Annotated in this window: 16 protein-coding genes; all 16 read left to right on the top strand. The window is 48.4% G+C overall.

Annotated features, from left to right (window positions below):
• The first annotated feature begins 46 nt into the window (after nt 1-46).
• The 16 genes from dnaK to OEL90_RS00920 all read left to right on the top strand — a co-directional run bounded on the left by dnaK (nt 47) and on the right by OEL90_RS00920 (nt 14,722).
• Nucleotides 47-1,879, top strand: a complete 1,833-nt coding sequence (gene dnaK, locus OEL90_RS00995; protein ID WP_291401171.1) for a molecular chaperone DnaK — start codon at nt 47-49, stop codon at nt 1,877-1,879.
• 121 nt (nt 1,880-2,000) lie between these two features.
• Nucleotides 2,001-3,164 carry a molecular chaperone DnaJ gene (gene dnaJ, locus OEL90_RS00990; protein WP_300686901.1) on the top strand — a complete coding sequence of 388 codons (1,164 nt, stop codon included), beginning with the start codon at nt 2,001-2,003 and terminating at the stop codon, nt 3,162-3,164.
• A 159-nt stretch (nt 3,165-3,323) separates the two neighbouring features.
• On the top strand, nt 3,324-4,271 hold the full coding sequence (gene prmA, locus OEL90_RS00985; protein ID WP_300686702.1) for a 50S ribosomal protein L11 methyltransferase: 948 nt from the start codon (nt 3,324-3,326) through the stop codon (nt 4,269-4,271).
• Nucleotides 4,195-5,046 carry a 16S rRNA (uracil(1498)-N(3))-methyltransferase gene (locus tag OEL90_RS00980; protein ID WP_307730767.1) on the top strand — a complete coding sequence of 284 codons (852 nt, stop codon included), beginning with the start codon at nt 4,195-4,197 and terminating at the stop codon, nt 5,044-5,046. Before prmA ends, OEL90_RS00980 begins: the two co-directional genes overlap by 77 nt.
• Before the next feature lie 3 nt (nt 5,047-5,049).
• Entirely contained in the window at nt 5,050-6,384 is a 1,335-nt protein-coding gene (mtaB, locus tag OEL90_RS00975; RefSeq protein ID WP_291401173.1) for a tRNA (N(6)-L-threonylcarbamoyladenosine(37)-C(2))-methylthiotransferase MtaB, read from the top strand.
• 1 nt (nt 6,385) lies between these two features.
• Nucleotides 6,386-6,730, top strand: a complete 345-nt coding sequence (locus OEL90_RS00970; protein ID WP_291401174.1) for a histidine triad nucleotide-binding protein — start codon at nt 6,386-6,388, stop codon at nt 6,728-6,730.
• Nucleotides 6,731-6,870: 140 nt separating this feature from the next.
• A complete protein-coding gene (gene rpsU / locus OEL90_RS00965) occupies nt 6,871-7,056 on the top strand; it encodes a 30S ribosomal protein S21 (RefSeq protein ID WP_291401175.1) in 186 nt (61 codons plus the stop codon).
• Nucleotides 7,057-7,087: 31 nt separating this feature from the next.
• Nucleotides 7,088-7,534, top strand: coding sequence for a GatB/YqeY domain-containing protein (locus tag OEL90_RS00960; protein WP_291401176.1), 447 nt, complete (start codon nt 7,088-7,090; stop codon nt 7,532-7,534).
• Between the two features lie 193 nt (nt 7,535-7,727).
• Entirely contained in the window at nt 7,728-8,795 is a 1,068-nt protein-coding gene (locus tag OEL90_RS00955) for a PhoH family protein (protein ID WP_291401177.1), read from the top strand.
• A gap of 23 nt (nt 8,796-8,818) precedes the next feature.
• Entirely contained in the window at nt 8,819-9,292 is a 474-nt protein-coding gene (ybeY, locus tag OEL90_RS00950) for an rRNA maturation RNase YbeY (RefSeq protein WP_291401178.1), read from the top strand.
• A 14-nt stretch (nt 9,293-9,306) separates the two neighbouring features.
• The gene (locus tag OEL90_RS00945) at nt 9,307-10,425 is read left to right on the top strand and encodes a DUF3048 domain-containing protein (protein WP_300686697.1); all 1,119 of its coding nucleotides are present in this window, start codon (nt 9,307-9,309) and stop codon (nt 10,423-10,425) included.
• A gap of 1 nt (nt 10,426) precedes the next feature.
• Nucleotides 10,427-10,822 (top strand): cytidine deaminase, encoded by a 396-nt coding sequence (locus tag OEL90_RS00940; protein ID WP_307730765.1) that lies wholly within the window; start codon nt 10,427-10,429, stop codon nt 10,820-10,822.
• A 46-nt stretch (nt 10,823-10,868) separates the two neighbouring features.
• Complete coding sequence (era, locus tag OEL90_RS00935; RefSeq protein WP_291401180.1) at nt 10,869-11,759, top strand: GTPase Era; 891 nt, start codon at nt 10,869-10,871, stop codon at nt 11,757-11,759.
• Between the two features lie 63 nt (nt 11,760-11,822).
• Nucleotides 11,823-13,208, top strand: coding sequence for a magnesium transporter (gene mgtE / locus OEL90_RS00930; protein WP_291401181.1), 1,386 nt, complete (start codon nt 11,823-11,825; stop codon nt 13,206-13,208).
• A 1-nt stretch (nt 13,209) separates the two neighbouring features.
• Entirely contained in the window at nt 13,210-14,031 is an 822-nt protein-coding gene (recO, locus tag OEL90_RS00925) for a DNA repair protein RecO (protein WP_300686692.1), read from the top strand.
• Between the two features lie 13 nt (nt 14,032-14,044).
• Nucleotides 14,045-14,722, top strand: coding sequence for a DUF4342 domain-containing protein (locus tag OEL90_RS00920; protein WP_291401183.1), 678 nt, complete (start codon nt 14,045-14,047; stop codon nt 14,720-14,722).
• The last annotated feature ends 57 nt before the right edge of the window (nt 14,723-14,779 follow it).

Genomic DNA, 14,779 nt, shown 5'->3' with positions numbered 1-14,779 from the left:
TTATGAAAACACAATCAAACTGACTTTATATTAGGAGGAAATCAGAATGGCAAAAGTTATCGGTATTGACCTTGGCACCACCAATTCCTGCGTCTCTGTTCTCGAGGGCGGAGAGCCAGTTGTAATTCCTAACGCTGAAGGCAATAGAACCACACCTTCCGTGGTCGCATTCACCAAAAGCGGTGAGCGACTCGTCGGAGAAACCGCAAAGCGTCAGGCTATTACAAATCCTGAGAGAACCATTGCTTCAATCAAGCGCAACATGGGCAGAGATTTCCATGTCGAAATTGACGGGAAAAATTATACGCCACAGGATATCTCCGCTATGATTCTACAGAAGCTCAAAGCAGACGCTGAAGCTTATCTTGGTGAAAAAGTCACCGAAGCCGTCATCACAGTTCCGGCATACTTCTCAGACGCCCAGCGTCAGGCGACTAAAGACGCTGGCAGAATCGCCGGTCTCGACGTCAAGCGGATCATCAACGAGCCAACAGCTGCGTCACTTTCCTATGGTCTCGATAAAACAGACAAGCAACAGAAAATTCTCGTCTTCGACCTTGGCGGCGGTACCTTTGACGTCTCCGTCCTGGAAATTGGAGACGGCGTGTTTGAAGTTCTCGCGACTAACGGCAACAACCACCTTGGCGGTGATGACTTTGACGAAGTAGTCGTCAACTTCCTTGCTGACAGCTTCAAGAAAGAAAACGGCATTGACCTCATTAAGGATAGAATGGCTCATCAGCGCTTGAAAGAAGCGGCTGAAAAAGCAAAGAAAGAGCTTTCGACTGTTCAAACTACGAATATCAATCTGCCGTTCATCACTGCGACAGCAGATGGTCCGCTTCACCTCAATATGGATTTGACACGCGCAAAATTTGACCAGTTGACAGAGCATCTAGTGAATTTGACCATTGAGCCGCTCAAGAAAGCCCTCGCTGACGCGAATCTTCAGGCTGGAGAGCTCGATCAGGTTATCCTCGTCGGCGGATCTACCAGAACGCCAGCGGTGCAGGCTGTGGTCAAGAAATACACTAACAAAGAGCCGCATAAAGGTATTAACCCGGATGAGTGCGTCGCCCTTGGCGCTGCTATTCAGGCAGGTGTTCTTTCCGGCGAAGTTCACGATGTCCTTCTCCTCGATGTCACCCCACTTTCTCTCGGCATTGAAACCCTCGGCGGCGTCTTCACCAAGCTGATCGAGAGAAATACCACTATTCCTACTAAAAAGAGCCAAATTTTCTCCACAGCAGCTGACAACCAGACTGCGGTTGATATTCACGTTCTCCAGGGCGAGCGTCCTATGTCCAAGGATAACGTCACCCTTGGCCGCTTCCAGCTGGACGGTATTCCTCCAGCAAGACGCGGCGTGCCGCAGATCGAAGTCACCTTTGACATTGACGCCAACGGCATTGTACATGTTGGCGCTAAAGATCTTGGCACAGGCAAGACTCAGCACATCACGATCACAGCGACGACCAATTTGAACGAGGAAGAAATTCAGAAAAAGGTCAGAGAAGCAGAGATGTTTGCAGAAGAAGACCTCAAAGTCAAAGAACTCGCGGAAGTCAGAAACAATGCGGACAACATGATCTATGAATCTGAAAAAGCCCTTGCTGAAATTGGAGACGGTGCAACAGAAGCTGAGAAAACGGATCTCAAAGAAAAAATTGAAGCTGCGAAAAAGTCCCTGGAAGGCAGCGACGCAGAGGCCATTAAGGCTGCGGTTGAAGCACTGACCAACGCGTTCCATCCGATTGCGCAAAAAATGTATGAGAAAGCCTCACAAGAAGCTCAGACTAATGCCGGCGCAAATGACTCGACATCCCATCCAACGGTCGACGACACAGTCGTCGACGCCGATTACGAAGTCGTGGATTAATAATAGAAAGAGATGTCTAACGGGTGCCCAGCGAGATCTAAAACACGGATCTTGCTGGGCGCCCTGCAAAACTTAATCTGCATAGGCATCTTCTCGATCCATCGAAAGAAAGGCGGTAGGGATTTTGGATAAAAGGGATTATTACGAGGTTCTAGGCGTCGCCAGAGGTGCCTCTGAGGATGAAATAAAAAAAGCGTTTCGTAAACTGGCGATGAAGTATCATCCCGACAAAAACCCGGATAATAAAGAATCTGAAGCGAAATTTAAAGAGATCAACGAGGCTTATGAAGTTCTCAGCGATACTGAAAAGCGCAATCTTTATGATCAATTCGGGCATGCCGGCGTAAACCAGAATACAGGCGGATATGGCGGCGCAGGCGGCTTTGGCGATTTTGGCGGTTTTGAGGACATTTTGAATGAGATGTTTGGCGGCGGGTTTGGCGGTTTCCGTTCAAGCGGACGACGTGCGGGTCCGACCAAAGGCGCAGATCTTAGAGTGGACATGACGCTGACCTTTGTCGAGGCAGCTTTTGGCGTTGATAAAAAGATTGAGTTTTATCGTACTGAGGACTGCCATACCTGTGGCGGCACAGGTGCGGAGGAAGGCTCGAAAGTCAATACATGTTCTCAGTGCGGCGGCGCCGGTGAAGTTAAATATTCCCAGCGCAGCCTATTTGGCGAGACTATTTCAGTGCGCCCTTGCCAGGCTTGCGGCGGCACGGGCAAAACCATAGAGAAGCCGTGCCACACCTGTAAGGGTAAAGGAAAAGTTAAGAAAAAACGCACTATTGATGTCAAAATTCCAGCAGGTGTTTCAACCGGCAATCAGATGACGCTTAGAGAAGAGGGCGATTTGGGCGCCAAAGGCGGTCCAAGAGGGGATGTTTACGTCGTCCTCAAGGTGCTTGCCCACGACATCTTTAAGCGGGATGGCAACGATATCTTCTGCGACATAGAGATCTCCTACACTCAGGCAGTGCTTGGAGACGAGGTCACAGTGCCAACACTTGACGGAAAAGTGTCCTATAAAATACCGGAAGGTACCCCAAGCGGAAAAACCTTCCGACTTAAAGGCAAGGGCGTTCCTGTTCTCAATGGTTATGGCCGTGGCGACCAGTATGTTCGCGTCATAGTTAAGATTCCGACAAAACTCAGCGACAAGCAGAAAGAAGCGCTCAAAGCCTTTGCGGAGTCTATGGGTGAAAAGTTTGAAGCGGAAAAAACGGATCAGCCCAAAGGTGAAAAAAAGTTTTTTGAGAAGGTCAAAGAAGCCTTTAATAATTGAACCATAGTTGTTTTGCTGTGCGCAGACCTGAAGCGGCATTCGTTCCCGTGAAACGAATGCCGCTTCAGGTCTGCTTTGCTGTAAATTCAGAAGGAAGATGTGATATAATTTCAGCAGGATTCACAACAGTTTGTATTAGACCGTATTGGAGGAGAAACCATGAACTGGTTTGAAGTAAAAGTCAAAACAACCTCAATGGCTGTGGACGCAGTCACAAATTTATTATATGAGCTGGGCGCTCAGGGCATTGTCGTCGAGGACCCCAACGATCCTATTTTCAATGAAGGTTATGAAGGGGACTGGGATTATTTTGACCGAAGCGAAATTAAATTTGAGTTTGAAGGCGCGCTTGTCAAAGCCTATATGGAAATGGAGGCGCCGGAAGCGCTCATCCCTGTGATTCAGGCCCAAGTCGCTGACCTTTCGACCTTTGGGCTGGATCCCGGACTTGGAGAAGTTGAAATTAAAGAAGTCAGAGAGTCTGACTGGGCAAACGAATGGAAAAAATATTACCATCCCGTACGTATTGGCAGACATTTGATCATCAAGCCGTCCTGGGAGCAAGTCCTTGACGCTGAGCCTCTCGACTTGGTGATCGAGCTGGATCCTGGCGGTGCCTTCGGGTCCGGGACACATGAGACCACAACTATGTGTGCGGAACTTCTGGAAGAAAATCTTGTGCAGGGCAGCAAAGTCTACGATATTGGCTGTGGCAGCGGTATTCTGGCTATAGTGGCTGCGAAACTCGGCGCCGGGGAGGTCGTAGCGGCAGATATTGACCCCGCAGCAGTGGAAGTCACGAGAGAAAACGTCGAGGCCAATCAAGTTACTGATGTGATCCAGGTCTGTGAAGGTGACCTGATGCAGGTCGTCGATTCGCCGGCGGACCTCGTGGTGACAAATATCATTGCGGATGTTGTCGCCTCCCTTGCGGACAGCATGAAATCCTATTTGAATCCAGGGGCAGTCTGGATCAGTTCAGGAATATTGGATAAAAAGCTGTCAATTGTCCTTGAAGCCATGTCTAAAAATGGGTACGAAGTCTTGGAAGTGCGTGAGAGAGGAGAATGGCGAGCACTTCTGGTGCGCGCCGGCGGACATGCATAGACTATTTGTCGACCAAGTCATTATGGAATGCCCGTGTACAGTGCGAGTTGTGTCACAGGAGGAAGTGCATCACGCGTTGAGGGTGCTGAGGCTGAGTGTAGGTGACCACATTGAGCTGACGGATGCAGACGGTGGTGAATATATAGCTGAAATAAAGACGGCGCTTTTGAATCAGACTGAAGACAGTGTCATGGAAGTTTTATGTCTCAAGAAGATTGAAATCCACAGGGAATCTCCTGTAGAGGTTACGCTTTTTCAAGGGCTTCCCAAACACGACAAACTGGAGTTCATTATACAGAAAGCAGTAGAGCTTGGGGCGGTCAGAATTGTACCCGTGGAGTGTGAGCGCTGCGTTGCCAGAATAAGGGATGCAAAGGATGCAGCCAAGAAAACAGAGCGTTGGAACCGGATTGCCCACGAAGCAGCAAAGCAGTCCAAGCGGGCTCTGGAGCCGGAGGTCTTAGAGCCTGTCAAGCTGAAGGCAATCCAAGAGTTAACATCTCAGGATGGACTCAAGCTCCTGGCTTATGAAGGGGCAGCATTGAAACCGCTGATGGAACATTTGGAGGAAGCCCGGCGGCGTGATGATCTGCAGTGTCGTGTGGCGATCATGATTGGGCCGGAAGGCGGTCTGACTGAAAAAGAAGTACATGAACTGAGTGAGATGGGATTTATAACTATCGGCCTCGGTCCTAGGATCCTTAGGACAGAGACTGCGGGCCTGGCACTGCTGAGTATTATTCAGTATGTACTCGGGGATATGGGAGGAAGGTAACACGTGTCAAGAACAGTAGCATTTTCAACACTGGGATGCAAAGTCAATCAATACGAATCGGACGCTATGGCGAAGCTGTTCAGAGATCGCGGCTACGACATTGTCCATGAGAATGACCCAGCGGATGTATACGTCATCAATACCTGTACCGTCACGAACCTGGGCGACCGGAAATCCAGGTCTATAGCCAGACGGGCGAGGCGGCAGAATCCCATGGCGGTCATTGCTGTGGTCGGCTGCTATGCTCAGGTGGCAGCGGATGAGGTCATGCGGATTGAAGGGGTCAACCTGGTGCTCGGCACCAACGAGCGCATGAAGATTGTGGATTATATTGAGGATCTTGGTCCTTGGGACAAAGTCAGCGCCGTTGGCGACATCATGGAGGTCGCTGAGTTTGAAGAGCTTGAAATTGACGAGCATGGCGACCGGACCAGGGCGTTTATCAAAATTCAGGAAGGCTGCAACCAGTACTGCAGTTATTGCATTATCCCCTATGCCCGAGGCAGAATACGCAGCCGCAGTATCGATCATATCGAATCTGAGGTCACAAGGCTTGTCGGGCACGGATTCAGCGAGTTTGTCCTGACGGGAATTCATATCGCGTCCTACGGCAGAGAAGTTGAGCAATCTCAGGCGGAGGCGCAGGCCCTGAGTCTGATTGATGTCATTGAGCGCGTGGACGCAATAGAAGGCGTCAAGCGTCTCAGGTTGGGTTCGATAGAACCCATGCTGATGACAGCGGAATTTGTCGAGCGTCTCAGCCGGTTAAAATCTATATGCCCTCATTTCCACTTATCTTTGCAAAGCGGTTCAGATCCTGTCTTAAAACGCATGAACCGTAAATATACCGCCTCGGATTTTATGGAGGTTGTAGAGCGTTTGAAAACCAAGTTCGACAGGCCGTCCCTGACCACAGACATCATAGTCGGTTTTCCGGGGGAAACTGAAGAGATGTTCCGGGACACCATAACCCTGGCTTCACAGGTCGGCTTTGCAAAGATTCACGTCTTTCAGTATTCTGCCAAAACGGGGACACCTGCTGCGACCATGAAGGATCAAGTGGATCACGCAGTTCGTCATGAACGCAGCGAGCGGCTGATTGCGCTTCAGGACCAGCTTGAGTCCGACTATAACAGACAATGGCTGGGCAGTGTCAAAGAAGTATTGTTTGAAGGGGTTCCTGAACTGGGTATAAAAGAAATCGAAGGCCTGACGCCGGATTATCTCAGAGTCAAAGTTGAGGCTGGCCCTGGCTATATTGGAAAGATTGCCAAGGTTAAACTTGAGGCGTTGACAGAGCACGGTTTTATGGGATCTTTAATGGATGAGGAGGCATAGTATGCAGAATTGTTTGTTTTGTAAAATTGCTGGTGGTGAAATCCCATCTAATAAAGCGTATGAAGATGAGCAGGTCATTGTCTTTCACGACATATCGCCTGTCGCGCCGGTGCACGTTTTGATCGTTCCCAAAAAGCATCTGGCTTCGACAAATGAACTCAGTGAAGCTGAGTCCGGATTGATTGCCCATGTCTTTAAAGTGGCTGTACAGGTCGCTTCAGAGCTGGGGCTTAAAGAAAACGGATACAGGATCGTCAACAATTGCGGAAAAGATGGCGGGCAGACTGTGGATCATCTCCATTTCCATCTTTTAGGCGGTCGCTATCTGGACTGGCCTCCGGGTTGATAAAAACGGTACAATACGAAATACAGTTGCTTTTTGAATGCTCCTAATGTATAATGTCCTAGTATTCTGTTATTATTCCTCTGTAACGACAGCGGTGCTGTCACCAGAATGCAAGTTTGACACGGGGGGAGGGAATAGCTGTGGCAGGAATTAAAGTTGGAGCTACCGAAACAATAGATAGTGCACTTAGACGTTTTAAGAAAGAGACGTCAAAAGCTGGCGTCCTTGCGGAAGTCAAAAAGAGAAAACATTACGAAAAGCCAAGCGTACAACGCAAGAAGAAGTCCGAGGCTGCGAGAAGAAAGAGCAAGAGCAAATCTTTCTAGTCGCTCTCCTTGGAAGTCAGGGGTGAGTTGAATGAGCTTGAAAGATTTGTTGATGCAGGACCTCAAGACTGCCATGCAGGAAAAGGACGTTCTTAGGAAAACGACCGTCACTATGCTTCGCGCAGCAGTCAAACAGGTTGAAGTCGATCAACGCGTAGAACTTCTTGATCAGGATATTGTGGAAATCGTCGCCAAGCAAATCAAACAGAAACGAGCGGCCATTGAAGAATTCGCTAAAGGCGGCCGTCAGGATCTGGTGGATGAAGCTTTGGCTGAAATCCATATCTTAGAAGCCTACCTTCCGGAACAGCTTACAGAGGAGCAAATCAAAGCCATGGTTTTGGAGGCGATCGCTGAAACAGGCGCATCTTCTCCTAAAGACATGGGAAAAGTCATGGCCATCATGACACCCAAGACGAAAGGTCTGGCAGACGGGAAACTGGTTGCCACACTCGTCAAGGAACAATTAAATCAGTAATAACGAGGCCGCTGATTCAGCGGCCTTTTTTTTATGTTACAACTATATTACGGTCCCCAATTTGAGATTGGGGACGCGGACCGTAATAATTATTTCAGACGGATTTTTGCATCCTTTTGACGCCTAAACCAATGGATTGTGTTAAAATCAAAGGTAGGATGTTTTAACGTTTCAGAAAGGGCGGATCAATCGATTGGAGACACATGAACGAAGAATAAGTGTAGATAATTTGGAAGTTCTTTATAAATTGTTTGGGAACCTGGACGAAAACTTGATGCGCATTGAAAATGCCTTTAAAGTCAAGCTTGCCTCCAGGGACGGCGAAGTCATCATCATTGGAGAAGATCAAACGGTTCATGTCGTGGAAAAACTGATTGAGGTTCTGATTGGCGCCATAAAGGCCGGCGAAGTGCTGGATGCCCAGAAACTGGACTATTTCATGACTATGTTCAGAGAAGGTGAGGGCGACAAACTGCCCGGACTTTCAGACGCCATCCTCGTGGTCACCTCAAAGGGAAAGTTCGTCAAGCCCAAGACCCTGGGTCAGCAGAAATACGTCAAAGCCATTCAGAAGCACGACGTCACCTTTGGCATTGGTCCGGCAGGTACTGGTAAGACCTATCTGGCGGTAGCTATGGCGGTCAAGGCTTTTAAAAATGACGAAGTCTCCAGGATTGTCATCACTCGACCTGCAGTAGAGGCAGGGGAAAGCCTTGGATTTTTGCCCGGGGATCTGCAGATGAAAGTCGATCCCTATTTGAGGCCGCTATATGACGCGCTTTATGATATTCTTGGGACAGAGACCTATTTGAAATATAAAGAACGCGGTTTGATTGAAGTCGCACCGCTGGCCTATATGCGCGGAAGAACGCTGGACAACAGCTTCATCATTCTGGACGAAGCACAGAATACAACCATTGAACAAATGAAAATGTTTCTGACACGCTTTGGCTTTGGCTCAAAAGTGGTAGTCAATGGAGACATTACCCAGATCGATTTGCCTTCCGGAAAAAAGTCGGGGCTGGTCCATGCTGCCGAGGTGCTAAAATCCGTTGAAGAAATTTCCATGGTCGAATTCACGGATCGCGACGTCGTCAGACATACGCTGGTGCGGCGCATAATTCAGGAATACGACAAATATGAAAAGCGGATTCAGTATAAAGAAGAAGCCAAAAAGGAAGCCAAACAGGAAGCCAAACAGAATGCAAGGTTTAAAAAGAGCCGGGAGTCACAAGACGGACGCAGCCAGGGAAGAGGATAAAATTCTGATAGGGGGCAATGGAGATGGTGCATATCAATTTTCAGGACCGGCAGGACCGTAAATCTGTACCTGAATCGCTGGTCGCCAAATTGACTGAGGTCATTGAAATGGCACTCGAATATGAAAATCTTGAAGATTATGAGTGCGAGGTCGATCTTACATTAGTTGATGACGCTGAGATTCATCAGCTCAACCTTGAGCACAGAAGGATCGACAAAGTCACGGATGTCCTCTCATTCCCTCAGTACGACGCCATAAAAGATATGGAGGACCTTCCTGATCCCATGTATTTGGGAGACATTGTCATTAGCGTCGAGCGCGCGCTGGCTCAGGCAAATGATTATAAGCACAGCTTTGAACGTGAAATGTGTTTTTTGACAGCCCATAGCATGCTTCACCTCTTTGGTTATGACCACGAAACGGACGAAGACCAAAAACAGATGCGCGCACTGGAAGAGTCAATCCTCGAAGAACTTGGCATTACCCGTGAGGTGTAGTCATGTGGCGGGCCGTGGAGCGACTGAGTGACAATGTGCTTCCAAACAACTTTTCGGTGAGAAAAAAGAGGTCTGGCAAACTGGTTACGCTATCGTTATGGGTGTGTGTGATTGCAGCACTTGTGGGCTGTACGCCCGGGTCATCTGTTGCTGAGCCTGAAGCCGAGGTCCAGGAGCCTGTAGAAGTATCAGTCCCGGAACCGGAGCCTGAACCTGAGCCTGTCGTCGAGCTGCCATCTGAAGACAGCCAGACCTGGACGGCGCGCTGGCTTATAGACCGTCCTGTCTTTGTGATGATGGATAATCACGCGGGCGCCAGGCCTCAGTCAGGTTTAAAAGAGGCACTCTTCGTATACGAGATGCTGGCCGAGGGCAACATTACCCGCTACGAGGCCGTTTTTACCGGTACGGGTGACTATGAAGTCGGGCCCATCAGAAGTGCAAGACCCTACTTCATAAACAGGGCACTTGAGTATGACGGCCTCTATGTCCATGTTGGGGGATCCCCTCAAGCCTTTAATGACCTGTCCAAACTAAAAGTAGCGGATATTGACGGCTTATCTGCAGGGCGAAATATTTTCTGGAGAAGAAGTCACAAGAAAATACCGCATAATATGTACTCAACCCTGAACGCGATTCGAAAAGATGCTGACAGGAAAAAATACCGGGTCGAGCCGGAGTTTGATGTTCCAATCTATGCGAAGACCGCAGCGCCGCCTTCTGAAGATCAGGCCGGTTCTGTCAGGCTGGTATACAGACAGGGCAGCAGCGGCTATGCATCAGGGTATCTCTATGATGAGGCATTAAAAGCCTATAGCCGCCAGGTCAATGGCGCGCCTCATGTGGATGAACTGGATAATACACCGCTCATGGTGACGAATGTCATTATTCAAACTGTCAGAACGAAAACTGTGGACAATGAAGGCCGGTTGGTTATGGATGACGTTGGTTCAGGCCAAGGCTGGTATATGAGTATGGGTGCCCGAATTCCAATTCAATGGGAAAAAGCGGACCGACGCGCTCAAACAATCTATAAAACCGAAGAGGGCACGGCTATACAGCTGAATCCGGGTGTAACTTGGATTCAGGTTATACCTCAGTGGCTGGAGCCGGTCTGGAATGAGGGGGCATAAAATGGAGATCACTTATGAAAAACTCATTGAGATGGCATATGAAGCAATGCAATTTGCCTATACACCCTATTCGAAGTTCAATGTGGGTGCAGCGCTCCTGGCGAGCACCGGTGATGTCTATACGGGCTGCAACATTGAAAGCGCCTCCTATGGGGCTACCAACTGCGCAGAGCGTACAGCGCTGTTTAAAGCAGTTTCAGAGGGCTGCAGGTCCTTTAAGGCGATTGCGATTGTCAGCGAATCAAAGCTGCCAACCTATCCCTGTGGCATCTGTCGCCAAATGCTGATGGAATTTGGCGATCTCGATGTGATCCTGGATCGTGGGGGAAGCCTCGTCGTTCACAGGCTGTCTGAGCTGCTTCCACATTCTTTTACACAGGCAGACTTGCAAATATAAGAGGTCTTTCACTTAAGTTTTACCATTTATGTCAGGAGGAACTTAGTTGTCATTCAAATCAGGATTTGTTTCAATTATAGGCAGACCAAATGTTGGGAAATCAACACTTCTTAACGCGATTACCGGCGAAAAAATCGCCATTATGTCAGATAAGCCGCAGACGACCCGCAATAGAATTCAAGCGATTTACACGACGAAGGATAGCCAGATCATTTTTGTGGACACCCCCGGCATGACAAGAGCCAAAAATAAGCTGGGCGATTTCATGATCAAAACCGCGCTGGATACCTTGAAGGAAGTCGACGCCATCATTTTTATGGTGGATGACTCACTGTCCCTAGGACCGTCAGACAAGTTTATTCTCGAGCATCTCCAGAACGTCAAAACGCCTGTGATTCTCGCCATCAACAAAGTCGACAAAATCATGCCCGAGCAATATGCCATCATTACAAAAATTTACAGTGAGTACAGTTTTATTAAGGATATTGTCAGTCTGTCGGCACTCCAGGGTGCAAACATCAATGTCGTCATCGATAAAGTGATTGGGTATCTTCCGGAAGGACCTATGTATTATCCGGGAGACATGATTACGGATCAGCCTGAGCGTGCAATCGTCGCAGAGATTATTCGCGAAAAGCTGCTCCACTATCTGGATCAGGAAGTGCCCCATGGGGTCGCAGTTGAAATTGAGGCTATGAAGAATCGTGAAAACAGCGACATGGTGGATATTAGAGCGGTCATTGTCTGTGAGCGCGAAAGTCATAAAGGGATCATCATCGGTAAAGGCGGACGAAAATTAAAGGGCGTGGGAAAAAGCGCCAGAGAGGAAATTGAGCGCCTTTTGGGATCCAAAGTATTTCTGGAGCTCTGGGTTAAGGTTCGTCCTGGCTGGCGGGACAATGACTTGATGCTCAAGAACTTTGGCTACAAAGAATAACCCCAATTGGATAATGGTTTATAATTGAATAACTTATAAAGTAACAAAGCTCGGGGGTGACGTATGGCAAATCTTCAGGAGATCGAACAAGAGGAATTGATAAAACAGCTGGTAGAGCTCCTCGAGCTTGGGGCTTATGAGGCTGTACGAACATTAGATGAAAAGCTGCACTATGCAGACCGGGCTGAAATTCTCGAGGAACTCAGCGAGGAACACAGACAGGCTTATTTTGAATTGCTGGACTTTGAGGATGCTTCTGAAGTCCTTGAGGAAGTTGGCTCCGAACTATTCTCTGAATTGATCGAGGGCATGGATGAAGATAAGAGGTCTCGCGTCATAGACAATATGGCCCAGGACGACATTGTCGACAAACTTTCGGGACTGACTGAAGAAAAACAAGAAGAGCTGCTGTCCTATATGGATGAGGAGATTGCCTCCGAGGTTGAGACTCTCTTGGAATATGATGAGGACTCCGCCGGCGGCCGGATGACTAAGGATTACGTTACGCTTACCACTGAAATGACCATAGACGAAGCGATCACTTACCTCAGGCATCATGCACCCGGCGCTGAAACCATTTATTATGTCTTTGTGACGAATGAGGAAGGCGTCCTGACGGGGGTCATATCCCTGCGTCAGCTCATTGTGGCCGCTCCGGACATGAAAATCAGCGAGATCATGAATGACAATGTCATCTCAGTCTATGATGATGAGGATCAGGAAGAGGTTGCAAGACTCTTTTCCAAATATGACTTCATGGTAATGCCAGTCGTAGACAAGGAAGAGAAACTCAAGGGCATCATTACCGTCGACGACATTCTCGACGTCATTGAGGAAGAAGCCACAGAGGATATCTATAAATTTGCGGGCTCTTCGGATCTGGAGATCTACGAAGAAGACGACGCGTCCTGGCTTCGGGTCGTGCGCTCTGTGCGCTCCCGACTGCCCTGGCTGGTCATCACTATCTTTGGAGGACTATTGTCAGCAAACGTCGTGGCGCGATATCAGGGCACACTGGACGCCCATTCCGCCCTGGCTATGTTTATGCCGCTATTGGCAGGTATGGGCGGTAATGTTGGCACCCAATCCTCGACTATTACGGTCAGAAGCATCGCCATAGGCTATGTGGAAGGCAAAGAAGCCGTTAGGACCTTTCTCCTGGAAGTGGCGACGGGTTTTATTGTGGGACTTGTCTGCAGCTTGATCGTTGGGATCGCAGCTTCCCTGACAAATGGCAGCCTGATGATCAGCCTGATCGTTGGGATCGCTATGTTCTCCAATATTCTGACAGCCGCAGCCATTGGAACTCTGGTGCCTATGGTTTTTAAAAAGCTCGGCGTCGATCCTGCTGTGGCCTCAGCGCCATTTATCTCAACGACCGTTGACATTACGGGTCTCACCATATATTTTTCACTTGCGACGCTACTCATTGGAAAGTGGATGGTCTGATATGCTGTTAACGACAAAAGCCATAGTCTTGTCCAAGCGAAAGCTGGAGGACAATGATGCTCTGGTCACTTTGATGACAGAGCGATCCGGAAAGCTGAAAGCTATTGCAAAGGGTGCAAAATCCTCAAGATCCATGATTGCCGCGACGACACAGCCTTTTACACTGGGAGAATTTGTTCTGGATGTGGGGGCGTCCTGGAACCGCGTCAGAAGCGTGGAGGTCCTTGAATCTTTTCGCCACATCCAAGAAGATCTGATGCTGATGGGGTATGGCGCGTATTTTCTCGAAACGGCCTCGCAGCTGCTTCAGGAGGGTGAAGAAAACAGAGGGTTGTTTCAGTTGCTTTCGGAGGTTTTGATAGGGTTGAATGCCTATGACCATCGGCAAAAAAGAAAAAAAGAAGCGTCTGAGATTGGAACTGACCTTTCAAGCGCGGAAACGGCTGAGCAGTTCATGCCGCTGGATCTGGAATGGGTGAAAATAGTCTATGAACTAAAACTTCTCGCGACTATGGGCTTTGATATTGAACTGAAACACTGTGTCCGCTGCGGTGCGGAGGGGGCACATGTCGACTTCAGCGTTCCTGAGGGTGGCGCAGTCTGCAGCAACTGCCTGGTGGAAGGTGATGACCGGATTGGGCGAATGCTGTATAACATTATGGATTATGTCAGTAAACAAAGCATTGACGTATTGATGGGGACAAAAATAAATCGTTTATACGTCAGCAAATTGGATATCTTATGTATGAGATTTATGAGGCAGCATTTGGGGTATCAAGACTTTAAGAGCTTGGAATTCCTGAAAGCCATACGAAAAGTTTGAGGAGAGTGATCAAATGAGCACAGTTACAATTGAAATGGTCGATGAGGTCCGCAACAGAACGGATGCGGATTACAAACTTGCCAAAGAAGCCCTCGAAATATGCAATGGAGATGTACTAGAAGCTGTGATCTACATTGAATCACTGAAATCTACGGGTGAAAAGCAGCGCAGTGAGTTCATAAGCCGCGGTACAGATTTGATCGAAAAACTGAGAGAGCTCGTCAGCAAAGGTGTCATCACTCGAATTCTCGTGGTTAAAAACGAAAATCAAGTCATGAATATACCGGTACTTGCAGGCGGTGTGGCCGCGCTGGTATTCACCACAGCTACCATTGCGGGTATTCTGGCGGCAGTTGCGACAGGCTGTCACATTAAAGTCGTCAAGGAAAATGGCGAGGTTCTCGATCTCAATGACATGACTGAGGAATCCTTTAAGAATTTTATTGACGCGACAGAGAAAACGGTTCAGAACGTAAAAGATAAACTGAAGAAATCCGGTGACTCTGAAGTCGGTGCTGATTCGGAGGATGAGTTCGCTCATGACCCTGACGGGGTTACCATATTAATGGATGAAGAGGAAATTAAGTCCTACGAAAAAGAGGACGATCATTACTATGGCGAAGGTCATTTTATGGAAGACGGTGCGGTTGAAGAAGAACATAAGGGCCATAAAAACGCGCATCACAAGTAGTATCATCTTTTGAAGCGACTATACTCAGACATCTTGAAACAAGATTTTTGAATGAGT

It is taken from the genome of Acidaminobacter sp. (genome assembly GCF_030247605.1).
GTDB lineage: Bacteria > Bacillota > Clostridia > Peptostreptococcales > Acidaminobacteraceae > Acidaminobacter.
The sequence above is the reverse complement of the archived record's forward strand: the minus strand, read 5'-3'. Positions and strand labels throughout refer to the sequence as shown.